Source organism: Bacteroidota bacterium, from assembly GCA_013360915.1.
Lineage (GTDB): Bacteria > Bacteroidota > JABWAT01 > JABWAT01 > JABWAT01 > JABWAT01.
On sequence record JABWAT010000001.1, the window covers coordinates 798,353 to 820,904 of the forward strand.

21 protein-coding genes are annotated in these 22,552 nt (G+C 51.1%); 7 read left to right on the top strand and 14 right to left on the bottom strand.

All coding sequences use genetic code 11. The features are described from left to right. Positions 1 to 47 precede the first annotated feature (47 nt). From HUU10_03420 to HUU10_03430, 3 genes are all read left to right on the top strand, one after another. Positions 48 to 1,211, top strand: a complete 1,164-nt coding sequence (locus HUU10_03420) for a 1-deoxy-D-xylulose-5-phosphate reductoisomerase (GenBank protein ID NUQ80638.1) — start codon at positions 48 to 50, stop codon at positions 1,209 to 1,211. Between the two features lies 1 nt (position 1,212). After that, entirely contained in the window at positions 1,213 to 2,514 is a 1,302-nt protein-coding gene (gene rseP, locus HUU10_03425; protein ID NUQ80639.1) for an RIP metalloprotease RseP, read from the top strand. 75 nt (positions 2,515 to 2,589) lie between these two features. After that, a complete protein-coding gene (locus HUU10_03430) occupies positions 2,590 to 4,284 on the top strand; it encodes a hypothetical protein (GenBank protein NUQ80640.1) in 1,695 nt (564 codons plus the stop codon). Here the strand turns inward: HUU10_03430 and HUU10_03435 are convergent. The 3 genes from HUU10_03435 to HUU10_03445 form a co-directional block, all read right to left on the bottom strand. Next, positions 4,271 to 6,100, bottom strand: a complete 1,830-nt coding sequence (locus HUU10_03435; GenBank protein NUQ80641.1) for a hypothetical protein — start codon at positions 6,098 to 6,100, stop codon at positions 4,271 to 4,273. The two genes, HUU10_03430 and HUU10_03435, sit on opposite strands and share 14 nt — an antisense overlap. Positions 6,101 to 6,125: 25 nt before the next feature. Continuing rightward, positions 6,126 to 7,724 carry a transporter gene (locus HUU10_03440; protein NUQ80642.1) on the bottom strand — a complete coding sequence of 533 codons (1,599 nt, stop codon included), beginning with the start codon at positions 7,722 to 7,724 and terminating at the stop codon, positions 6,126 to 6,128. A gap of 117 nt (positions 7,725 to 7,841) precedes the next feature. Then, on the bottom strand, positions 7,842 to 9,974 hold the full coding sequence (locus HUU10_03445) for a S9 family peptidase (GenBank protein ID NUQ80643.1): 2,133 nt from the start codon (positions 9,972 to 9,974) through the stop codon (positions 7,842 to 7,844). Between the two features lie 75 nt (positions 9,975 to 10,049). On the opposite strand from HUU10_03445, the gene HUU10_03450 reads away from it, so the two are divergent. Together HUU10_03450 and HUU10_03455 are read left to right on the top strand one after the other, a co-directional pair. Beyond that, positions 10,050 to 10,448, top strand: a complete 399-nt coding sequence (locus HUU10_03450) for a sulfurtransferase (GenBank protein ID NUQ80644.1) — start codon at positions 10,050 to 10,052, stop codon at positions 10,446 to 10,448. Further along, positions 10,445 to 11,236 carry a sugar nucleotide-binding protein gene (locus HUU10_03455; GenBank protein ID NUQ80645.1) on the top strand — a complete coding sequence of 264 codons (792 nt, stop codon included), beginning with the start codon at positions 10,445 to 10,447 and terminating at the stop codon, positions 11,234 to 11,236. Before HUU10_03450 ends, HUU10_03455 begins: the two co-directional genes overlap by 4 nt. A 76-nt stretch (positions 11,237 to 11,312) precedes the next feature. Here the strand turns inward: HUU10_03455 and rpmA are convergent, their stop codons facing one another. From rpmA to HUU10_03510, 11 genes are all read right to left on the bottom strand, one after another. Further along, a complete protein-coding gene (gene rpmA / locus HUU10_03460; GenBank protein ID NUQ80646.1) occupies positions 11,313 to 11,576 on the bottom strand; it encodes a 50S ribosomal protein L27 in 264 nt (87 codons plus the stop codon). A 19-nt stretch (positions 11,577 to 11,595) separates the two neighbouring features. Continuing rightward, the gene (gene rplU, locus HUU10_03465) at positions 11,596 to 11,910 is read right to left on the bottom strand and encodes a 50S ribosomal protein L21 (protein ID NUQ80647.1); all 315 of its coding nucleotides are present in this window, start codon (positions 11,908 to 11,910) and stop codon (positions 11,596 to 11,598) included. A 121-nt stretch (positions 11,911 to 12,031) separates the two neighbouring features. Further along, positions 12,032 to 12,442: a hypothetical protein gene (locus HUU10_03470; GenBank protein ID NUQ80648.1), complete on the bottom strand. Its 411-nt coding sequence runs from the start codon at positions 12,440 to 12,442 to the stop codon at positions 12,032 to 12,034. 2 nt (positions 12,443 to 12,444) lie between these two features. Further along, positions 12,445 to 13,086, bottom strand: coding sequence for a hemolysin III family protein (locus tag HUU10_03475; protein NUQ80649.1), 642 nt, complete (start codon positions 13,084 to 13,086; stop codon positions 12,445 to 12,447). 17 nt (positions 13,087 to 13,103) lie between these two features. Beyond that, the gene (mraW, locus tag HUU10_03480; protein NUQ80650.1) at positions 13,104 to 13,733 is read right to left on the bottom strand and encodes a 16S rRNA (cytosine(1402)-N(4))-methyltransferase; all 630 of its coding nucleotides are present in this window, start codon (positions 13,731 to 13,733) and stop codon (positions 13,104 to 13,106) included. Next, positions 13,705 to 14,481: an SDR family oxidoreductase gene (locus tag HUU10_03485; protein NUQ80651.1), complete on the bottom strand. Its 777-nt coding sequence runs from the start codon at positions 14,479 to 14,481 to the stop codon at positions 13,705 to 13,707. Before HUU10_03485 ends, mraW begins: the two co-directional genes overlap by 29 nt. A gap of 88 nt (positions 14,482 to 14,569) precedes the next feature. Next, the gene (locus tag HUU10_03490; GenBank protein ID NUQ80652.1) at positions 14,570 to 15,850 is read right to left on the bottom strand and encodes an acetyl-CoA hydrolase/transferase family protein; all 1,281 of its coding nucleotides are present in this window, start codon (positions 15,848 to 15,850) and stop codon (positions 14,570 to 14,572) included. Between the two features lie 139 nt (positions 15,851 to 15,989). Next, a complete protein-coding gene (locus HUU10_03495) occupies positions 15,990 to 17,537 on the bottom strand; it encodes a T9SS type A sorting domain-containing protein (protein ID NUQ80653.1) in 1,548 nt (515 codons plus the stop codon). Further along, a complete protein-coding gene (locus HUU10_03500) occupies positions 17,491 to 18,255 on the bottom strand; it encodes an alpha/beta hydrolase (protein NUQ80654.1) in 765 nt (254 codons plus the stop codon). The genes HUU10_03495 and HUU10_03500 overlap by 47 nt, the downstream gene beginning before the upstream one ends. A gap of 88 nt (positions 18,256 to 18,343) precedes the next feature. Beyond that, on the bottom strand, positions 18,344 to 19,462 hold the full coding sequence (locus HUU10_03505) for a helix-hairpin-helix domain-containing protein (GenBank protein ID NUQ80655.1): 1,119 nt from the start codon (positions 19,460 to 19,462) through the stop codon (positions 18,344 to 18,346). Between the two features lie 5 nt (positions 19,463 to 19,467). Further along, the gene (locus HUU10_03510) at positions 19,468 to 20,052 is read right to left on the bottom strand and encodes a hypothetical protein (GenBank protein ID NUQ80656.1); all 585 of its coding nucleotides are present in this window, start codon (positions 20,050 to 20,052) and stop codon (positions 19,468 to 19,470) included. 23 nt (positions 20,053 to 20,075) lie between these two features. On the opposite strand from HUU10_03510, the gene HUU10_03515 reads away from it, so the two are divergent. Beyond that, the gene (locus HUU10_03515; GenBank protein ID NUQ80657.1) at positions 20,076 to 21,725 is read left to right on the top strand and encodes a M28 family peptidase; all 1,650 of its coding nucleotides are present in this window, start codon (positions 20,076 to 20,078) and stop codon (positions 21,723 to 21,725) included. Further along, the gene (locus HUU10_03520) at positions 21,722 to 22,552 is read left to right on the top strand and encodes a phosphate ABC transporter substrate-binding protein (GenBank protein NUQ80658.1); all 831 of its coding nucleotides are present in this window, start codon (positions 21,722 to 21,724) and stop codon (positions 22,550 to 22,552) included. Before HUU10_03515 ends, HUU10_03520 begins: the two co-directional genes overlap by 4 nt.

Sequence of the window (22,552 nt, forward strand, 5' to 3'; positions counted from 1 at the left end):
CTTTTAAAGTTTATATTCAAAATACAGGTATTGGCAGTTAAGTTCCAATGAGGAAAAAAGTCGTCATTCTCGGTTCCACAGGCAGCATCGGGGTTTCTACTCTGACGGTTCTGCGTCATCTTGCTCAGGATTTCGAGGTAACGGGTCTGATCACCTATTCCAATCATAAACTACTCAATGAACAGATCAGTGAGTTTAAACCTGCTTTTGCCTGCCTGATCGATTCCACCCACCATCATCATCTGAAAAACCATCCCGGAACCACCATTTACAGCGGACGGGAAGCCGCACTGAAATTGTGCGGAGAGGAACCTTACGACATTCTCGTGAGTTCGCTGGTAGGCTTTGCAGGGTTTGAACCGACCGTTGCAGCCATCCGTTCCGGTAAGACCATCGCACTTGCCAACAAGGAAACCCTGATTGTTGCCGGACACCTGATCACAGACGAATGCCGGAAATTCAACGTTCCTCTGGTTCCCATCGATTCTGAACATTCGGCCATTTTCCAGTGTCTGGTCGGCGAACCCCATCATTCCATCGAGTCGGTGATTTTAACAGCCAGCGGGGGGCCTTTTCTCAACCTTCCTGTCGAAGAATTTCAGGATATTACCGTTGAGAGGGCCCTGAAACACCCCAATTGGACCATGGGAAAGAAAATCACCATCGATTCCGCAAGTCTGATGAATAAGGGCCTGGAAGTCATTGAGGCCCGCTGGCTTTTTAATATCCGTCCGGATCAGATTCAGGTGGTGGTGCATCCTCAGAGCATCATTCACAGCATGGTTCAGTTTACCGATGGAAGCGTGAAGGCCCAGCTGGGTGTGCCCGATATGAAAATACCCATCCAGTATGCCCTCACCTATCCGGACCGAAAACCCGCTCCCTGGAACCGGCCGCTTTTTTCTGAAATGAAGGCCCTGACCTTTTTCGATCCGGATACCAACCGGTTTCCATGCCTGCGAATCGCTTTTGAATCGATGACCGCCGGCGGCAACCGGCCCTGTGTGATGAACGCAGCCAATGAAGTGGCTGTCGCCGCTTTTCTGGATGGACAGATCGGATTCACCCAGATTCCAGAGATTATACAGGAAGCCATCGATCGGGTACCGTTTAACGGATTCCCCGATTTTGATGCGATATTTGATGCCGATCATGAAGCCCGGCGTTGGGCGGAACAGTGTGTAGATAAAAAGAAACGGGTGCTGATCTGATATGTTAGAGTCTCTATTTTATTTCATTATCGTAATCGGAGTTCTGGTTTTTTTCCATGAGCTCGGTCATTTTATGGCGGCCAAGGCCTTCGGAATGCGGGTCGACGTGTTCAGTCTTGGAATGGGTCCCCGTGCCATCGGATTTCAGCGGGGGGATACGGACTACCGTCTCAGCTGGTTTCCTCTGGGAGGTTACGTCAAAATTGCCGGAATGATCGATGAAAGCCTCGATACCGAATTTGTGGCCAGTGAACCACAACACTGGGAATACCGTTCCAAACCACGCTGGCAACGGATGATTGTGATCTCGGCTGGTGTGATCATGAATGTGATCATTGCCGGAATCATCTTTTCCTTCCTCAATTTCTCAAACGGAAAACAACTGATTCCGTTCGATGCCAACCGGTCGGTTTTCGTCGAAGAGAATTCTCTGGCCTGGGAAGTCGGCATCAGAACCGGAGACCGGCTTGTACGGATCAATGAGCAGGAAATCCGTTACTGGAACGATCTGCTTTCGCTTGAAGAGATCAGCGCAGTCGATCTGAACTTCACCGTCGTCAGGGATGGCCGTTCGCTCACACTCCACGCTCCGGATAATTTCCAGACCAACCTGGGTAAAAAGGATTTCGGAATCACCTACCCCTATGAGCCGGTCATCGGAACCATTGCCCCGGGATCTGCCGCCGAGAAATCGGACCTTCAGCCGGGTGACCGCATCCTGAAAATCAATGACCGTGTGATTGAACGGTTCGAGGACATTCCTGACTATCTGGGTACCCTCACCGATCCAAATGTGACACTGACCCTCGAACGGAACCGGCGTGAATGGGTTCAGCCTGTTACCCTTCAGGGCGGAAAAATCGGAATCACCCCACAACCCCCGGTATTCGAAAAAGTCGAGTATTCATCCGGCGAAGCCATTACCAGCGGATTTGCGCAAACCATCACCGGCATGGGTGCCATGATCAATTCCTTCACACGCATTTTCCAGGGCAAGGAAGATGCACGTGAAGCCATCGGCGGACCCATTCAGATTTTCAGAATGTCCGGGCAGATGGGTTCCATGGGGATTGATACCTTCCTCAATTTTATTGCCATGCTGTCGCTTTCACTGGCGCTTCTGAATATTCTGCCCATACCAGCTCTGGATGGCGGACACCTGGTTATTCTGATGCTCGAAAGTGTCGTCCGGCGAGATATTCCCAATAAAATCAAAATCGGAATCCAGCAAACCGGACTTTATCTGCTCATCGGTCTGCTGGCTTTTACAATCGTCAACGACATTACCCGCATTTTCCTCTGATTGATTCTGCCCTGCTTTGCCGGAATCCACCGGCCGGGCAGGGCAACTTTTTTCCCGCCGGCTTATCTTTACCGGATGATCAGACTGTTTCTTCTCCGCCCTATTCTATCCTTTCTGTTTTTCCTTCTGGCCTCCTTGCCGGTGAGTGCTCAATACGAAAACATCCCGCTGTCATCCGATGTTTATGGTTTCCTGAAGGATTTATCCGTTGCCCGTGTCATTACCGGGTACCAGGAGGCCGATCCGAACAAAACCCTGCTCGAAATTCAGCGCTGGCTCGAGGAAGCCGACCGGAACCGGCACCGGTTGTCGCCTGTCGCCACCGATCGGCTCGATGGCTACCTTGATGATTTCTTTCCCGGCCGGTTCTTCCCTGCAGTCACCATCTTTTCCCCAGATGGAAGCCTCTCTCTGGCCGATTCAGTCTGGTTTCCGTCCAGACGAAATTATCTCTGGATGGTAAATGACTCACTGGCTACTTTGTACGCTGAAGCGCTGATTCACTCAACCGGTCTTCATGAAACCGCCATTCCACGTCCATCGGGTGCGGCCACCCTCGATGTCGGATTCCGGATCAATGGTACGTTTCTTCAACATCTGGGTTATGAACTGGGATTGCTAAAAGGAATGGGTTGGGGCCCCTCTTCTACCCTGAAGACCTGGGATCCGAGACTGAACTACAATTACAAATTTCTGGAAAAGCACGAATACATGATTGTGAAGAACTATGACTTTACTTCAGGGTATTTGCAATGGGGCTGGTCGCCGGCCGACCATGTTCTTCTGGCGGTTCAGGTCGGACGTGAACCCACTTCCTTCGGGCTGGGGTACGGCAGTAAACTTGTCCTGAGCGGAACCCATCCCGATCTGGATTTTGTGAAGTTCAGGGTACGGTATAAGCAATTTTCCTACCATTCAATTCACGCCTCCACAGTAGGAGATTTTCTGCCTGACCGACGGTCCCGGTATACCAAGTACATTGTTCATCACCGGTTTCAATGGGCCATTCCCAATGTGATGACCATCGGGGGCGGCGAGTCTGTGGTGTACCACCGGAGCCTGGATCTGGGTTACCTGTCTCCGCTTTCCATCCTGAAATTCACCGAATTGTCGTTGCAGGATCGTGATAACAACTTCTTTTTTGCCGACATCCAGACCAATGCATGGGACGGATTCCAATTGCAGGGCACCTTGCTGATGGATGAAAGTCTTTTTTTCAATCTTCCCTTTCCGGACCGTTACTCGAACAAAATTGCTGCTCAGATCGGGTTTTGGTGGTATGAACCGGCCGGCATGCAGGATCTGGCGGTCATTTCGGAATATTCCTGGATCAGGCCATTTGTGTACTCACACTGGGACCGTGAATCGAATTATCTGGCCTGGGGCTGGCCGTTGGGTCACCGGATAGGGCCCAATGCCGATGAATGGATGTTGCGCCTGACGTATGATTTCTCGGCCCTTTACCGTCTCGAGACCGAATACCGCCTCACGCGCAAGGGGCAGAATGTGTATTCGGCTGGTGGAGATACCCTGTTTAATGCAGGTGCCGATCCATCATTCACTTACCGGGAGGAGAAGGATGATGAGTTCGTTGGTTTTCTCGATGGAGACCTGAACCTGTCTCATGAATTCCTGGTCAAATTCCGGGCCGAAATCGTGGCGGATCAGAACCTGGAAGCCGGTATCAGTCTTCATCTGAGCAAAGCCGAATCAGAGCCGGAATCGAAAGCCCATGGCTTCGGATTCATCCGTTATGTTATTGACTGGTAATCCGGATTTGCTGTTCAGTCCGACCAGGAAGAATCCTGATTTCTGTTGTCTTCTCACCAACCACCACTTTCAGCAGAAAAGCCTCTTTCGACTCAATGCTGATTTTCCAATGGTCAGAGGCCGGTACCGCAATCAACGAGACCTTCGAGTGTCTGAAAGCCAGGTTTTCAATCCCCTGACGACCTTTTCCGTTTAATTCCCAGACAATCTCAGAATGCAGGCTGTTGACCGAAATCCCGAGAATAGTCTCAATCAGCATGGCAATCGGTCCTAATCCGGTCCAGCCCACAAAATCCTGACGGCCTCTGAACGTCCGGTCCCATCGGGTACCTGGCTGCAAAGAATCAGGGGAATAACATTCCCACAAGGTCCGGTACCCATCCTGAAAACGGTCCTCCCACGTAATAGCAGAATCCGTAATTCCCGGATTGGCATACACTTTACTCAAGGCCGTCAGATGACTGACAGCCACCTCCCTTGCAAGTGTCCTTTCACCGGCTGTCTGCAATCCCTGAACCGTTGCGTAAGTCGTGGGTGCCCAGACCCCACCGCGCCAGTAATGTCCAAGCGGGTCATAAAGTGGATCGCTTGCTGCAAGCGATGGGACCCGGTGGGGCCGGTTAAATGTAGTCGGGTCATTCAGCATGGCTGCCATCCGCCTGGTCTGATCGCCGGTTGGTATACCAGCCAGCCAGGTCCAGACCGCCCCGATGTGTAACACCGGACTCTGACTGCCATCGGGTCGGACATCATGAAACCAGCCGGTTTTTTCATTCCAGCACCGGTCCTGTATCAGGGTGGAATCGCGGGAAACTTTTTGGGACCATCCGGCGCGTTCATCGGGAAAACCAGCCAGTACTGCCAGTTTCTGCATCATACGGGCAAACAATACCATCTGTGCCGACTGATCAATCCAACCGCCAAGTCCCACTCCCGGCCGTGGAATATTATCCATTCCGCTGCCGAGATCGGTCTGGTAATACAGTCCCTTGCCATCGGGATGGCGAAGGTTTTGTTCCAGCCACTGGAAATAGTTTTTTAAGACCGGATAAACACGCACCAGGCGTGTGGTGTCACCAGACAACACCGCATAGCGCCATTCCATCCAGGCAAACAACGGCGGATTGACCATGGGCTCTTCCATGGTAGGCAATGTGGCCAGACTTCCATCCGACTCCCAATAAACCCGCTGTATGTATCCATCCTGCCGCTGTCTGGCGTAAAAATTATCCAGACTTTGCATCGCCGGAAAGGCAGGCCGGGCATAAACGGCAAAGGCTGTCATGAAACTGGTATCCCACTGATAGATCAGTTCATTAAACGCTTCATCCATGTAAGTTTCGGCAAATCCATTCCGGTCGGTCCCCTTCTGAACATGATTCCATGCCATCCGCCAGGCTTCATGATACAGGTGGATCCAATCAGGCCGGTCATCGAATACCGGACGGGGAATGGATGCAGCCGGCAACGGATCCGGATTGAATTTCCGTTTCGGAACAGGCGGATGACCGGCTTTCAGAATGGAGTTTCTTCCCTGGCCCCCATCATTGATCGACCAGGAATTGGCAGGATCGGTGATCCATTGACCGTTAACGACCAGTTTGTAATAGTAATATCCGGCCGGAACCTTCAGGCTGGTTTCCCAGACCGACCCAGTTTGTTTCAGGGGATGGGTCTCTGCATTCCAGTTGTTAAAACTGCCGGCCACCGAGGCAGACCGGATGGTGTCACCCGTAACGGTGAATCTGATGGTAACCGAATCCTGGTCGGATCCGGAGCCCAGCAGCACAAACATTAACCACGCAGAAAGTATCATTGATCCCCCCTGGATTCACACTGAATCAGCCAAGGACCCAAACGAGCACTTTGCAATAGATGATCATACCGATCAGGGCCACCGGGTAAACGGTGGCATAGGCAGTGGCTGCAAAAGAAGTGGCCGAGATTGAAGTGGTGGTTGCCAGTCCGGGAGTACTGGTCATTCCCCCGGTGATGACTCCGAGGATTCTGAGAAACTGGATTTTCAGAACGGTTTTACAGAAAATATATGCCACAATCATCGGAATGGTGGTGATGACAATACCTGCTAACAGTAAGGTGATCCCTTCTGAAGCAATGGTCGCCATGATGGTGGCCCCCGCACTGGTCCCTACGGTAGCAAGGAATAACAATAAGCCCAGTTCCCTGATAAAACCATTTCCGGTTTCCGGAATTGCCCAGATCACGGGTCCAGTCTGATAAATGGCGGACAGAATCAATCCCGACAACAAGACGCCCCCGGTTGTTCCCAGAGTGATTTCACCCACCAAAGGCAGATATACCGGAATTTTACCAATCAGATATCCGATAAAAATACCTGCCAGAACCGAGAACACACTGGTGGTGTAGACCACCCTGGCATCGTTTCCAAGCAATTTTTTCATGTTTTCCAGAGACTGTTCCATACCGACAAGGTGAATCACATCACCCATTTGCAGACGGGTGGTCGGGTCAGCCGGAATGTCGATGGAATTACGCGTTAAACGAGAGACCTGAACGTTAAACACCTCGGCAAAATTGATTGAGCCTATGGTTCGGCCAACAAAGGCCTTTTTGGAAACGATGATTTTCTTTTTCATCAGTTTCGAATTGAATTCCATTTTGGCCGATACCGGATGTCCGAGAACCAGACTGATCTGTTTCAGATCCTGTTCGGTCCCCACAACCCTGATCTGATCCCCTTCCTGCAGGATGGTCTCGGCATTAACCAGCTCCGGCTCGGTGGAACCTTTTCTGAGCAAGCGGGTGATGGCAATGGGGGCAATCGAAGTCAGGGAAAGATCCTTAACGGGCTTCCCAACCACATTCGGGTTCGAAATTTCCAGATGGATAAAGGTGACCGGTGGATTTTCCCGGAGCAGTTCGGTTTTTAAGCGTTCTTCTTCTTCGGGAATCCGGGTTTTGGTGAACCGGGGAATCAGTTTTACAAACAGGATCACCCCGATCACCCCATAGGAATAGGTTAATCCATAGGCGGCGGGTGCCATGGCACTTTTGGTCATTTCAACAGCCACCGCCAGACCAGGGGTGCTGGTCAAAGCGCCCGAGAATGCGCCAGCGGCTGTGTCACCGCCGAACCCGAGAATCAGCGCCGAAACCAGGGTGGTGATAAATCCGACAGTGACCACCACAATGGCACCCAATGTCAGTTTCAGACCATGACTTTTAAACGAGTTCAGGAATCCCGGACCGGCCTGCAACCCGATTGAATAAATAAACAGAACCAATCCCAGTTCAAGAAATTCTTTTGGAAGACTGAATCCGTTATGCCCAAAGACCAGTGCAACAAAAATGATGGCCGAGGAGCCGAAGGAGAACGCTTTAAATTCGACTTTCCCGATGGCCTCACCCAGGATGATAATAACGAGGAGTAAAAAGATTGGTTGATGCAGGATTTCCATAATAATTGTCCGTTTTTACACCGTAAAGGTAGTCTTCCTGTGTGAGATTAGCGAGGTAAAAGCGCTTTCACTCTAATCTTGTAATTATAACCTAATTCTGCCGGATCTGATGGTGACTTACAGGTTTTCCAGAAAATGCCGGCTGATTTTTTCGAACAGGTGCACACGGTCTTTTCCTGCCACCCCATGTAAATGTCCGGGGTAGACGAAGTAATCCATCTGAACCGAGTTTCTGATGGCTTCGCTGACGAGAAGCAATGAGTGCTGCCACATGACCACGTTGTCATGGGTACCATGAATCATCAGAAGCCGGCCTTTCAGGTTTCCGATGGAATTCAAAACCGAGGAGGTTTTATATCCTTCCGGATTGGCAACGGGGGTATCCATATACCGCTCGGTATAAACCGTTTCGTAGTAGCTCCAATCAATCACTGGTGCCCCGGAAACACCAGCCTTGAACCGGTCGGGCGCTTTGGTCATCAGCGTGGCGGTCATAAATCCACCGTAACTCCAGCCAAAGACACCCACACGGCTCATATCGGCCCAGGAAAACTGACTCAGCCAATCCAGTCCGGCAAGCTGATCCTCCATTTCAACCGTTCCTGCCCGACGGAAAATGGCCTGTTCAAAAGCCTTTCCGCGGTTGGGCGTCCCGCGGTTATCAAGTTGAATCACGATAAATCCACGCTGAGCCATATACTGGAACCACAAATGATAAACACCCTGGGGCCAGGAATTGGTCACCAGCTGATTATGCGGTCCGCCATAGACATACAATATCACCGGATATTTTCTGGCTGGATCAAATCCGATCGGTTTGTAAAGCTGCCCATAAAGGGAATCACCTGAAACGGACCGGATGCTGAAAAATTCCGGCTTGCTGAAATGAATGGTTTTATACGGATCGGGAGACTGGTGCAAAAGGAGGGGTTTTGAATTTCCACCTTTATACAAGACCAATTGACCGGGTTGAACGGGTGACTGGGTGAAAACAACAGCTTGTTTTGCATCGGGAGAGGGAGTGACCCAATTCATCTGGTCACCTGAACCGATCGGTGTGATTTTTCCTGATCCGGTACTCACCTGAAGAATCTGACGCCCCAATGGTGACTTCCGGGTGGTGGTCAGAACCAGTTGGCTGCCATCCGGACTGACTTTATCAACCGATAGCACATTCCACTTGCCGCTGGTTACCTGTTTTTTCAGCCGGCCGGTTTTATCATATCGATACAAATGATCCCAGCCATCCCGGCGGCTCAGCCACAGCCAATCCCCATCAGAGCCGGGCAGAAAAACGGGACCATGCTCCGGCTCAATCCAGACCTGATCGGTTTCTGTCAGCATGGTTGCCGGCGACCCCTGTCCAATGGGATAACGGACAATCCGGCTTGAATCCTGCCCGCGGTTCACATGAACCACCCACAGAGCCGACTCATCGGGCTGCCAGGTGAGGTTGGTCAGATATTGATCGGCTGGTTCACCAGTCGGAAGCCAGGTGGTTTTCCCTGTTTTGGTATCGAATACTCCGACGGTCACCAGATGATTGGCTTCCCCAGCCATTGGATACATAAACGGCTTCACCTCGGCCGGTCTGGAGGTGATATCTACCAACGGGTAACGGGTTACCGGACGGTCATCCGACCGGTAAAAGGCCAGAAAACGACCGGATGGTGACCAGAAAGTGCCTTTTGTAATTCCGAACTCTCGCTGATGCGGGGCTTTACCATACACCTCCCCTTCGAAGGATGGCTCTCCAACCGGAATCGCCACCGAATCACGCAAACTGACTTTCAAAGCATTTCCAACAGTAAAAGCCACTTTCAGGTCTGCAGACACATCGATGTTTTCGGCACTGGCAGGCAGGCGTGACCAGATGCGGATGGTCTCATCGGCCCGGTTCAGAACAGCCAGTTTGCCCCCGGTCAGAAACCAGCCAGAGTCTGCCGACAGCCATTTCAGTTGGGGAAATCGCTTTACATCAGGAATACCGCTCATCCGGGCCAGGGAGGCAAAACGGTCCAGGTACAGGGTATCCTGCTTTCCGCTTTTCGGCTGATACCGTACCAGATGCTGCAATCCGGAAGACATCCATGTAAAAAAAGATCCGCCGGGTTCCCATTCCACGCTTCGGGGAGAATCGGGGCGTAACCGTGCCAGTCCGACATCTTCAATGGTCAGAAGGCTATCCAATTGGGCATGGAGTATGAAGGGAGTACAAAGCAGGAACAGGATCAGAAGGCGGACTTGCATGAGGGTCACTTTCACGTATTGGGTTTCCGGAAAATAAAAAAAATATCTATTTTAACCGACAAGACCAATTCATCCATGAAACACCACGCTCCCCGATTTCTCAAACTGGTAAACGACACGCGGCAACACGTCAGGGAAACCACTGTCGAAGCCATCTATCAACGCCTGGCATCGGGCGAACGCCTGACACTCATCGATGTCCGCGAGGATCATGAATGGAACGAATCACGGATTCCCGGTTCCCTTCACCTTTCAAAAGGCATTGCGGAACGGGATATCGAAAGCAGGTTTCCCGATACCGGTGAAGAACTGATACTCTATTGCGGCGGCGGGTTCCGGTCGGTCCTGACTGCCTGGACTCTGGGTCAGATGGGCTATACTGCGGTGATTTCGATGGATGGTGGATTCCGTGGCTGGAAAGAAGCAGGATATCCTCTCGACACCCAACCACCGGCCGGAAAGGACTCAAAATGAAAGTACTGGTAACCGGACTGCATGGAACCCTTGGCAGGCAATTAAAAATTTATCTTGAATCCAAAGGTGATACCGTGATCGGGTGGAACCGGAATGTGGTTCCCATCGACCAGTATTACCCCATGGAAGATTACATCAGGATGGAAAAGCCCGACATGCTGATTCACCTGGCCGTGAACAGCAAACCCACCGGGCGCGAAAACGAAAACTGGATTGTGAATTATCAATGGCCGAGCGAACTGGCCTGGATTACCCGAAACCTGAACATCCGGTTTGTATATACCAGCACAGTCATGGTTTTCTCTGATTATGCAGTAGGCCCCTTCACCATCGACTCTCTTCCCGATAATAACAAGGGATACGGTTTCGAGAAAAGAATTGCAGAAGGACGCATTCAGTATCAGAATCCCGATTCAATCACCCTCCGGTTGGGCTGGCAGATAATCAATGAGATGGGCAGCAACAACATGATCGACTATCTGGAAAATCAGCAGTCCACACAGGGGTCGGTACGTTGCAGCACGCGCTGGTTACCGGCCTGTTCCTTTGCAGAAGACACGGCTGCGGTTCTGAGGGAGTCGCTGACGATGAAACCCGGTCTTTACCAGGTGGATTCCAACAAAGGGTGGAATTTCTTTGAAATTGCCACCGCCTTACGAGATAAATTCGGGAAGAACTGGGATCTGGAACCAACCGGCGATTTTGTCTTTGATCAGCGGATGATTGATGACCGGCTTAAAGTAACACCGCTTTCCAAACGGTTACCCGGTCTGCGCAAACTGAAATAAAAAAAGGGACCGGTCTTTCAACACGATCCCTTTATACAGACTTACTCCCGTTTAACCGGGAATGATCAGACCAGTCTCAGTTGACTGAAACCGGCGTAACCGAAACATATTGCCGTTTGTTGGCTTTCACACGGAATTCGACCTTTCCGTCTACCAGAGCAAACAGGGTGTCATCTCCGCCTTTTCCAACGTTGATACCGGGATGAAAACGGGTACCCCGCTGACGGACGAGAATGCTTCCGGCTGTGACAACTTCACCACCAAATGCTTTCACTCCCAACCGCTGGGCATTACTATCGCGTCCATTCCGCGTCGATCCGGCTCCTTTTTTATGTGCCATGACTTTGCTTACCTCCCTGTTATGCCTTAATCGAGTTGATTAAAACCTGTGTGTATTGCTGACGGTGACCTTGCGTCCGGCGAAATCCTTTTCTTCTCTTGTATTTGAAGATACGGATTTTATCGGCCTTGACGTGGGCAAGTACAGTAGCTTCTACTGAAGCATTTTTGACAGTTGGGGTCCCTACCGTGGTTTTGCTCTGGTCGTCAGCAACCAAAAGCACCTGGTCGAAAGTTACCGTGGTACCCACTTCTTTATCGAGAAGCGGAACGTAAACCTTCTTCTGACCCTCAACCTTGAACTGCTTGCCAGCTATATCGACGATGGCGTACATCGGATTCTCCTTATGCGCAAAAAATTCAGTTAAGGCCTCTTTTTAAAAGAGAACCACAAATATCAGCTAATGATGGTTTTATGTCAACAGAAGAGGTGAAAAATCGTAGGTATTCAGGTGATTAATGAAAGGGGCCAGCTGCATGTACCTGACGCCAGTCGGACCAGATCAGTGCCCAGAACGGAATGAAGAGAAGCGCCATGACACCGGCCAGCACCAAAGCAGCCCCAAGAGCAGGAAAATGTGCCAGTTCATAGGCCTTGGCCATGGCCCGGAAATCGATAAGTAAATCCACCGTTTGCCAGAATTGAACAGCCAGTCCCAAACCCACCCACAGAACAAGCAGGTAGTACATCCAGCGGCCGGCTTTGTTAAAGATGGCAAGAACAAACAATGATACGGCCCAGATCAGTCCGGCCATCAGGCTGTCCGGTGCATACTCCCACGCCAGCAGAGCAACAACCGAATGAATCAGAAACATGACACCAGCCAATCCCTGCAGAAACCATCTCTGTTTCCGTTGCCAATCCATATTCACCTCCCCGGGAGTAAATAGAAATATACCATCCAAAAATGGCTGAAGCTTCCTCCGATCACAAACAGGTGCCAGATTCCATGGTGAAATGGAAGGCGGGTCCAACTGAAGAAAATCAGACCTGAAGAGTAAAAGATTCCACCCAGAATCAACCAGAATACACCTGAAGGGGTCATGCTGTTCCACAACTGGTCAAAAACCAGAACAGCCAGCCAGCCCATTGCCAGGTAAATAAGGGATGAAAGGGTTATCCACCGGTCAGAAAAAAGAGCCTTCCAGGTCCAGCCAAGGATGGTAAGACCCCATAAAACTCCAATCAAACTCCAGGCCCAGCCAGATGTCAACCCAAGAAGACATATTGGAGTATATGAACCAGCGATGAGCAGGAAGATGGACTGATGATCAAAAATCTGAAATAACCGACTCACTTTCCGTCCCTGAAAAGAGTGGTAAAGGGTAGACATCAGATACATCAGAGTCATAGATGCACCAAAAACAGACACGCTAACAACGGCTATCGCGGTTCCTGTCGTGGATGCCTTCCAGATCATCAGTACCAAACCGGCAACGGAAAGAAGAAATCCAATTCCGTGAGAGATCGAGTTCACCAATATTTCTGCCAAAAAACCGGGTTTGTACATTACAAATACATTTCCATTCAGTGTACTTTTTGCCTGATCAGTGCAAACGGGGCCGGTTTCAGTGTTTTTCCCACTCCAAAAACCCAGGTTTGCCAGTTTTCCTCCATTGTCTGAATCAGGTCAGCCACCGCCAGAGCTTCCCGGCTGCCTTCCTCATGTCCGGGGTAGAACATGACACTCAGCAGGCCTCCCTGTCTTAATCCTTCATGTGCCTGCAGAATCGCTTCACAGGTCGATGAGGTCTGGGTGGTAAGGTGATGATCACCACCAGGCAGATAGCCCAGGTTAAACATGATGACCGAAACTGAACCCCAATCGGATCCCACGTGGCCTTTCATGGCCTGATGACTGTCGTGAATCAAGCGAACGTTGGATGGCGACCCGTAAGTTTCAAGACGTTTCCTGGTTGAATCCAACGCCGCCTGCTGGATATCAAAAGCATATACCCTTCCAGTTTCACCAGCAAGTGAGGAAAGGAAAAGGGTATCATTTCCATTTCCGGCAGTGGCATCAATCAGGATATCCCCCGGTCTGATCGCCTCACGGAGATGGTTCTGAACAGTACTGATCAGGTGACCTGCGCGGATGGGTTGAACGGACAACCGGTCTGCAAACCACTCAAAATCCATAAGCCATGAACCCGCCATCGACCACCAGACAGTGACCGGTCATGTAAGATGAAGCTGGCATAAGGCAAAAGACCACCGCACGGGCCACTTCAACGGGCTCGGCTATCCGCTTCATGGGTGTTCGGGAAAGAATGTCGGCCAGCACCTCGGGCTGTTCCAGAACCGGTGAGGCAAGTGGTGTACGTGTATACCATGGAGCCACCGAGTTAACCCGGATCTGGTCGGAGGCCCATTCCACCGCCAGATTGCGGGTCATCTGAATCATAGCCGCCTTGGTCATGGCATAGGGAGCACCGCTTCTCAGGGCCCTGAGTCCGCCAACCGAGGCCACATTTACAACCGACCCCGAACCGGAGGCCCTCAGGTTCGGAACCAATTGCCTGATCAGATGAAAACCGGACAGCAGATTGGTTCGGAGCAGGTACTCCACTTCGTCTTCCGTATAATCTACCGATTTTTTACGGATGTTGGTTCCCACATTATTCACCACACCATGCAGAACCGGTGCCTCTTTTCTGATCCAGTCCAGAGCCTGTTCCACTCCTGAACGACCGGACAAATCAATTGAAAGCCCTTTTACCGGGAATCCTGAACCACGCCAGGCTTCCAGTTTTTCAGCAAGCCGGTTCTGATTTCTGGCAAGTACCAAAACGGTGGCTCCCAACCGGGCTGCTTCCTGAACCACGGCTTCACCAATACCCATGGTTCCACCCGTGACCAGGATGGTTTGACCGTTCAGTGACCAGGGAGCATTTGTTGACAACATGGGTTAAATGTCGTGAAAACCCGTAAAAATAAAAACGGACTGAAACCAGTCGGCGGCTTCAGTCCGTTCAGTGAGAATAGAACCAGAATCAGAACAAGGATTTTCCGAACCGTTCAAAAGCCGCTTTATCAAGACCTTCACGGTGGTCGGGATGGGCAATTTTGATCAGTTCCTGAGCACGAAGGCGATTGTTTTTCCCGAAGAGCTCTGCAATTCCATACTCGGTGGCGATGTAATGAGCCTGGGCACGGTTGGTTACCACACCAGCCCCCACCTTGAGTGTATTGACAATTTTGCTGTCTCCCCTCGAGGTGGTGGAAGGCAGCGCAATGATGGGTTTTCCACCTTCAGAAAGTGAGGCTCCACGGATAAAATCGACCTGTCCGCCGACACCTGAGTACATACGGGTTCCAATGGAATCAGAGCAGACCTGACCGGTGAGATCCACTTCAATGGCACTGTTAATGGCGGTGACCTTCGGATTTTTTCTGATGACGGCTGTGTCATTCACATAAGCAATATCACACATGGCAATCAGCGGATTGTCATCCATAAAGTCATAAAGACGGCGGGTTCCCATGGCAAATCCAGCCACAATTTTACCCGGATGGGTTTTCTTTCTCATGTTGGTCACGATTCCCTTTTCAACCAGCGGAACCATTCCATCAGAAAACATTTCTGTATGAATTCCAAGGTCCTTGTGGTTCATCAGTTTTCCCAGAACGGCATCTGGAATGGCACCAATTCCCATCTGAAGGGTGGCTCCATCCTCAACAATACCGGCGATATGGGCGCCAATCAGATCGGTCACATCTGATTTTTCGTCATTGTGATGTTCATGAATCGGATCATTGACCAGGACCAGAGCGTCAAACTTTGAGTAATGAATAAAGCCATCACCGTGGGTTCTGGGCATGTTCGGATTTACCTGAGCAATCACTTTACGGGCGGTCTGAACGGCAGCGCGAGCCACATCAACCGAGACACCGAGGGTCACATAACCGTGTTTATCGGGAGGGGATACATGCACCATGGCCACATCGAGCGGAAGAATACCACGACGGAACAGCGTGGGACAATCCACCAGAAAGATGGACATGTTATCGGCCCGTCCTTCATTTACTGCCTTGCGTACATTTCCGGCCATGAACATGCTGTTATCGCGGAAAAAGGGCTCCATTCCAGGTTCTGCAAAGGGTGCAGGACCTTCGGTATGAAGGTGAATGGTTTCAATTTCACGGATTTCGCCAGCGCGGGCTGTCATGGCTTTAATCAGGGTGGTTGGAGTGGCAGCTCCCCCGTGAATGAACACACGGTCGCCCGATTCAATCACTTTTACTGCTTCTTCGGCAGAGACATACTTAATCATAAAACTTCCTCATGGTCAGAAATGTTGGTATTCAGAACAGTTAAAGGTACGACTGTCTGTTTTTCTGATCAATTTGACCCGGTAAGTGGTCAATTAGAAATCTGTTGGAGTTTAATTAGGGTTCGCTTACAGGCAGGCGTCAGCGAAGCAGAGTCATCCGGCCGGTCATAGAAACCTCACCAGCCAGCAGGCGATACGGATAGATTCCGGAAGCAAATCCTCCGAGCATGACCGGTACCGACTGCTGACCAGCGGACATCAGTCCGTATTGCTCAGTAATGACTTCCCTTCCGGTGCTGTCATAAACCCTCAGTGAGACGGCAGATGGCTGGCTCAGGTAAAAACCTATGCGGGTGGATGGATTAAACGGATTCGGATAGTTAAAGACACCACCGGTCTTAACCGGTTTTTCACTTTCAGGAACCGAGACCGGCTTGCTGGGCGGAAACAGATATATCAGGACGTCATCGTTCAGGGCACGCCAGTTTCCCCAGGAATGTCCCTCATTGACCGCCTTATACACGTGCTCATAATCCTTTGGAATCAGATAGGTATTCAGAAGGGTTTCAGCCTGATTCTGTGTGTCTCCGATGAGACCGGTGCTCAGAAAAATTTTCAGGGGCATCCGATCGGTAGCATACAGACTGTAAATAGTGGAGTTTGCCTGAAAAGCCGGCGACTGAATAGCAATCCGCCTGAACACATCATGACGTTTGGCCCCGAAATAGGCCGAATTCAATCCACCCATCGAGGTGCCGAGAATTCCGCGGGTATCTGCGGTGGCAGCCGTCCGGTAGGCCGCATCGATCACCGGAACCAGTTCATCACACACATAATCGAGAAAGGCCTTGTTGAGATTATACTCGTTCATCCGGCGGTTCTGACTGGTATTATCCGGATTTCTGGGATCGAGGAAAACCACAATCAATGGTTCAATCAGGCGGGCAGCAATCAGATTGTCCAGAATGATGATCAGACTTCCGGTTGCATCCGCTGAATACTCGTGTCCATCGGTCACATACAGCACAGACAGGGTTTGAAGGGTATCATAACCGGCTGGCGTATAGACACGGTATTGGGAGACGTATCCCAGTTTCTGACTGGTAAACCGGATGTTGGCCGACAGCTTACCGGTTGCAATGCCTGGTGTCCTTACCAGCCAGGGAGATACATTCCAATTGGGCATTCTGAGTTCTGAATTATCTCCGAAACCACTCATCTGAGTGAAAGGATTCGCCGGATCCAGAATCCAGTTGGAGCCACCAATCACCCATTTATAATCCAATCGGGCATCGGGAGGAAAGGTTGTTTCGACCAGGTGCAAATCGAGATTGGTCACCTTTTTCCCCTGCCATGCTGTCCCGGAAGGGGACCATCCGTTAAAATCACCGGCAATGGCTGTGGACGATGAGCCTGCCCCTTTGTACATGAAGGCAACCTGATTTCCGACGGCAAAGGGGATTCGGTTTGCTGCCTTCAGGCGGTTCCAGAAAGCATTCAACCGGGTTGTCCGTTCGGTCGGACTGGTCAAGCCGCTGAACAAGGTCAGGGAGTCTTTGAATGCCTGATAAGATTCAGGAATCTGGGCACCGGCCGGCCATGCGGTCAGCAGCAGTCCCAGAATCAGAATCCGGACTGGTTTACTGGATAGTCGACAGGAAATCTTGCAGGGCAGAGTTGAATTCATTCGGGTGTTCCATCATTGGCATGTGACCGCTTTCCGGAAGAACCATCAGCCGGGCTGCGGAATTCAGTGCTGAGATATCGTTCTGTACCGTTTGGATGATTGATACATCTTTTGCGCCAAAAAACAATCCGACCGGAATTTTCATTTTAACCAGAAGGAAGGATCGGTCAGGACGGGCCGACATGGCTTCCTGAGAATTGATGATGGCCTCTGGTCTGGCACTTTTCATTATGGACCGCGCAGTTGAGATCAGGGCAGGATTGGAGGCAATCGTCTGTGGTGCAAAAATCTTCTGAATCATGACATCACCGACAAAATCAGAGCCCTCACGGCGGATCCGTTCAATCATCTGTAACCGGCCGGATTTGGCCTCGGAACTATCTGCGTAAGGATGACTGGCGACTAATCCGAACCCTGAAAGCATGCCAGCATGACGTGCAGCAAAGGACAGCGCAATATAACCACCCATGGAGTGGCCAAGCATGATTACCCGGCTGATTCCCATATCGGTCAGGGCTGAGGCAATTGAATCTGCAAGGGAATCAATGGTAAATGGTTCCCAGTCCGATCCACCCATGCCCGGAAGGGTTGGCAGAAGCAGTTTGTAAGTGGCTGAAAGGTCACGCTGGCTGTCCCAGATGGCAGGTGACAGCGGAAAACCATGTATCAGAACCACCGGTTTACCGGAACCGACTGCCTCGATGGTGATTGGAGTCATCAGGTGTACCTCTGTTTTATCCGGATGAAAAGATACGGACACTTTTCTGCTAAATAAACCGGAACGTAAACATTACCAGACTTCCCGGTCAGTCCGGTTGAGCAGGTGCAGGATCTGCAGCGGGGGCAGGTTCCCTGACCACCACATAAGGTCGTATCCGTTCCAATTGGTCTGGTGTCATGCCAGGAACCCCAAGTAATTCATCCACCGACACAAATCCGTTTCGTCTGGTTCTCCATTCCACAATGTTCTTTGCCAGTCGGTCTGTAATTCCGGGCAATTGGGTCCATTGATCAACCGTTGCGAGATTCAGATCAACCAAAGGAATCACCCTTTCTCTCTTTTTAGTCGCAGTGGAGGGCGAGGGTTCCGGAAAAAGCATGTGCGGATTCTTGATTTCAATCCGGCCGACCAGAACCGACACCTGATGCGTCAGCCCCAGATGCGGATGAACCAGAACCTGGTATCGGGTGGTAACCACCGGCAGGATACCGGAAACTCCTGCAGACCATTGATGAGTGGACTCCTGCCAGTTCAGCTCAAGACGGAAACTTTCATGGGGACGCAAAACCAATCCTGTAACCAGATCGACCGGCCAATGAGGTTCTGCCACCAGATCGGCTCCTGCCTCGAGCCAGGTAGTGAGGGAGGCCCACATTCCTCCGCGTAGCATGAAGGGCAACGGTTCCCTGCTTCGTCCGATGGTTTGCTGAAACAGATTGTCTGCCTGAATGCCAAGTCTCAGTCCGGGAACGGCCTCTATCTGTACTCCCACATCGGCCGACCAGGAAAAGGCCTGTCCGCCGCGATCAATACGCAGGTGATGCATATTCAGAGAGAGTCCTGCCGACAGAGAACCGGTTAAACGGGTTGCAAGCCACGCACTCGCAGTCAGTTCCCTGTAAAGATCCGAGCCCATCTGGTGAACCGAGAAACCTGGAATCAGTGCACCGGAAGGCCAGACACCCAGTGCATACAGACTGGTCAGTTCAGTCAGTCCGTACGGTCTCGTTGCCGTCACCATCAGTACAGGATCTGAAAGCCCGGCGAGCCCGGCCGGATTGCCCCACAGGGCTTCATAACTGGCAAAACGGGCTGAAACCGCCCCGCTTCCGGCAGGTTTTCTTGATTCGAACCCGGCCAGAACAGACCCTGCAGGCAGCAGACTCAGAATGGGGATAAAAAGGAGTAGAAACCAGATTTTCATTGCATTCACCAGACAAACGGTTCTTCCGACCACACTCCGAATCTGGATCGGGTCCGGACCATTCCAAACCTGGAAGCCTGCCAGTTCATTTCATAGATCAGCAGCCTTCCATCCATCAGGACCACGCGGCCAGATCCGTCCGGAAAAAATTCACAACGACTGGTTTGTGAGGTTTCAGGTAAAAGTCTGGTCAGAAACAGACCGGCTGAATCCTGCCGGCTGGTCAGGACCTTAACCGGATCGGTCTGCTCCCTGCTGAAGAAATACCGCAGCCTTCTCGAACCTTCCAGTGAATCCTGCCGGACCAATCCCGGACCACTGTTCTGAGCAACCTTAACCTCTCCCAGTGAATCAACAAAGGCGTTGCAGAGCAAATGAGCACCCGACCCTTCAGGCCTGAGATACTGAATTGACCAGTAATAGTCGGTCAGGGCCTGTCTGGCCTCGGAAATACCCCGGCGCACTGCTGGCAATGGATGACCAGACATACCAGAAAGGTCCACACCCGTTTCCTTTTTCAGGAATGAAACCGTTTGGCCCCAAACCGGGTTGACGAGAAAAATGAAAATCAGACAGATAACCGGGATCATGGTTATGTTATTAACATACCAGTTTGTCTGCTGAAATTCAATTTCTGGTTGAAAAACCCCTTTCACTGGCGTACATTCTTTACATGTTCTCCGGAATGCTCCTCTTATTCAGTCTGATCACTGGAACCCCAGACACGGTGGCCATTTCGCGTCATTGGCATTTTCTTTCATCCGATCAGCTGGAAGGACGCGGCACCGGGACGCGTGGTGAACGGATTGCCGGAGACTATCTGATCAGTCAGTTAAAGGCAGCAGGATTAAAACCGGTCCCCGGTCTGGGATATGAACAAAAGATTCCCATGCACGGAGGGATTGCCATGCCCAACTCCGTTCTGACCTTTCATTCCGGCGATTCGGTTTTTCAGCCGGTTCTTCATAAGGATTACGGAACGCTGACCACGGGCGCCAGCACTTTTCTTCCCGAGCCAACAGGTCTCGTCTTTGTGGGTTATGGCATCATTGCTCCCGAATACGACTATAACGACTATCAGGCCGTTGATGTCACCGGAAAAGTGGTGATTTACCTGAGCGGAGAGCCTCCCTCATCCACAGCAGAATTTTTCCAGGGTCCCCGGTCCACCATCTATTCTCTGCCGGCGATTAAACATCGGACCGCGATTGGCCAGGGGGCCGCCGGAACCATACAGATTTATGATCCGGACAGAGATTCCCGAAGCTGGACGGCCTGGATCCGTGAATTGTCCTTCGAAGACGTGATACAATCCTACTCCATTACCAGCGGGTTTTCGATCCTGCTGCACAAGGATCAGACCGGATGGCTGTTCCGGGATTCCAACCGTACCTACCTGGAATTACTTGAGCAGGAAAAACGGTACAATCTGACCAGTTTTGAACTAAAAACCCGCCTCTCTTTTCATGGCAGTTTCCGTTCACGGGACTTTCTTTCACGGAACATTCTGGCGGTAGCAGGAGACACAACCGATTGGAAAAACACCCGGCTGGTACTGGTCTCCTCGCATTATGATCACCTTGGCATCGGTCCTGCTGCAAACAGGGACAGTATTTATAACGGTGCAATGGATAATGCCATTGGTGTGGCTGTAACTCTGGAACTGGCCGGAATTCTTGCCAGGAACCCACCACCTGTTCCAGTCCTGTTTGTTTTTACAACCGGTGAGGAAAAGGGTCTTCTTGGAAGTATTTATTACACCAATTTTCCGGTACGTCCGCTGTCTTCCACAGTGGCCTGCATTAACATAGACGGAATCAATTTTCTGGATCCGGCCACCGGATACCTTGCCATCGGAGGGATCTATTCAACGCTCGGGGATCTTGCCTCAGAAGCGTTGGATTCCCATGATCTGACCCGACTGACTCCTCCATCAATTTCAGACGATGATTCATTTCTCCGGTCAGACCATTATGCATTTGCACAGGCCGGCATTCCGTCGGTTTCTCTGATCGAAGGCCCGGGGCACGTTAACGTGTCCGAAGAATCTGCACAGACTTTTAAACACCTGTGGGATCAGACCGTTTATCATTCACCGTTTGACGATTCCCGACAGTATATCAACTGGAAGGCGGTTCACCAGCATGCCAGTGTTTACCTGTCCCTGCTGAACCAGGTTACCGGCAATCCGGACGATGTCCGCTGGTACCGTTCCAGTCCCTTCCGTCAGATCCGACTTCAGACCCAGGCCGAAAACCGATGAAATTACCACTGTCCCTTCTTTTATTCTCCTTCCCTTTGTTCCTGTCCTGTCAGCAGGGCAAAGAAACGACCGGAACCGGTAATCAGGTCATCCGGATTGCAGGATCTGAAACCCTTCATCCACTTCTGGACCGTTGGTCCGAAGAATACATGATTAAGAATCCGGGAATCAGTATAAGGGTAACCGGTGGGGGATCCAGATACGGTTTAAAAGCCTTGATTGATGGAAAGACCGACATTGCAGCCACCTCGCGCCCGCTTAAACCCGACGAGGTCAAACGTCTGGCCGATTCTCATCAGGGAGTGGGTGTCTCGTTTTTGGTTGCCAAGGATGCCATTACCATCTATGTGAATGAACAGAACCCGGTCAGAAACCTGAGTCTTGAAGCCATCCGGCACATTTTCACAGGAACCATCACCAACTGGAAAGAAGTGGGTGGGGCCGATACCGCCATTCAGGTATTTATCCGGCCTCCGAATTCGGGGACCTATCAGTACTTCCTTGAACACGTATTGCTGAATAAAAATTATTCACCCGGGGCAGCTGCCATTCCCACTGCCGAACTGGTGGCCGAAGTGGTTTCAAAAAGCAGACATGGAATCGGTTATGGAACAATTTCTCACCGGTTTCCCTCGAGGAATATTCCCGTGAACGGCATTGAACCCACCGAACAAACCGTCCGGTCGGAAAGCTATCCGCTTACCCGGTATCTCTACCTGGTGGTCCCGAATACGCCTGACCCATCTGTCATGAATTTTATCGGATGGGTTCAGGGAGAACAGGGACAGGCAATCGTCAGAGAATTGGGGTATGTTCCTCTCTGGTAA

Excerpts from the sequence above, each read along its gene's own strand:
- HUU10_03490 (NUQ80652.1), bottom strand. The coding sequence starts at position 15,850 with ATGATTAAGTATGTCTCTGCCGAAGAAGCAGTAAAAGTGATTGAATCG.
- HUU10_03485 (NUQ80651.1), bottom strand. The coding sequence starts at position 14,481 with ATGTTGTCAACAAATGCTCCCTGGTCACTGAACGGTCAAACCATCCTG.
- HUU10_03450 (NUQ80644.1), top strand. The coding sequence starts at position 10,050 with ATGAAACACCACGCTCCCCGATTTCTCAAACTGGTAAACGACACGCGG.
- HUU10_03440 (NUQ80642.1), bottom strand. The coding sequence starts at position 7,724 with ATGGAAATCCTGCATCAACCAATCTTTTTACTCCTCGTTATTATCATC.
- mraW (NUQ80650.1), bottom strand. The coding sequence starts at position 13,733 with ATGGCGGGTTCATGGCTTATGGATTTTGAGTGGTTTGCAGACCGGTTG.
- HUU10_03420 (NUQ80638.1), top strand. The coding sequence starts at position 48 with ATGAGGAAAAAAGTCGTCATTCTCGGTTCCACAGGCAGCATCGGGGTT.
- rplU (NUQ80647.1), bottom strand. The coding sequence starts at position 11,910 with ATGTACGCCATCGTCGATATAGCTGGCAAGCAGTTCAAGGTTGAGGGT.
- HUU10_03520 (NUQ80658.1), top strand. The coding sequence starts at position 21,722 with ATGAAATTACCACTGTCCCTTCTTTTATTCTCCTTCCCTTTGTTCCTG.
- HUU10_03500 (NUQ80654.1), bottom strand. The coding sequence starts at position 18,255 with ATGACTCCAATCACCATCGAGGCAGTCGGTTCCGGTAAACCGGTGGTT.
- HUU10_03510 (NUQ80656.1), bottom strand. The coding sequence starts at position 20,052 with ATGATCCCGGTTATCTGTCTGATTTTCATTTTTCTCGTCAACCCGGTT.
- HUU10_03470 (NUQ80648.1), bottom strand. The coding sequence starts at position 12,442 with ATGGATTGGCAACGGAAACAGAGATGGTTTCTGCAGGGATTGGCTGGT.
- HUU10_03445 (NUQ80643.1), bottom strand. The coding sequence starts at position 9,974 with ATGCAAGTCCGCCTTCTGATCCTGTTCCTGCTTTGTACTCCCTTCATA.
- HUU10_03455 (NUQ80645.1), top strand. The coding sequence starts at position 10,445 with ATGAAAGTACTGGTAACCGGACTGCATGGAACCCTTGGCAGGCAATTA.
- HUU10_03495 (NUQ80653.1), bottom strand. The coding sequence starts at position 17,537 with ATGAATTCAACTCTGCCCTGCAAGATTTCCTGTCGACTATCCAGTAAA.
- HUU10_03435 (NUQ80641.1), bottom strand. The coding sequence starts at position 6,100 with ATGATACTTTCTGCGTGGTTAATGTTTGTGCTGCTGGGCTCCGGATCC.
- rseP (NUQ80639.1), top strand. The coding sequence starts at position 1,213 with ATGTTAGAGTCTCTATTTTATTTCATTATCGTAATCGGAGTTCTGGTT.
- HUU10_03505 (NUQ80655.1), bottom strand. The coding sequence starts at position 19,462 with ATGAAAATCTGGTTTCTACTCCTTTTTATCCCCATTCTGAGTCTGCTG.
- rpmA (NUQ80646.1), bottom strand. The coding sequence starts at position 11,576 with ATGGCACATAAAAAAGGAGCCGGATCGACGCGGAATGGACGCGATAGT.
- HUU10_03430 (NUQ80640.1), top strand. The coding sequence starts at position 2,590 with ATGATCAGACTGTTTCTTCTCCGCCCTATTCTATCCTTTCTGTTTTTC.
- HUU10_03475 (NUQ80649.1), bottom strand. The coding sequence starts at position 13,086 with ATGTACAAACCCGGTTTTTTGGCAGAAATATTGGTGAACTCGATCTCT.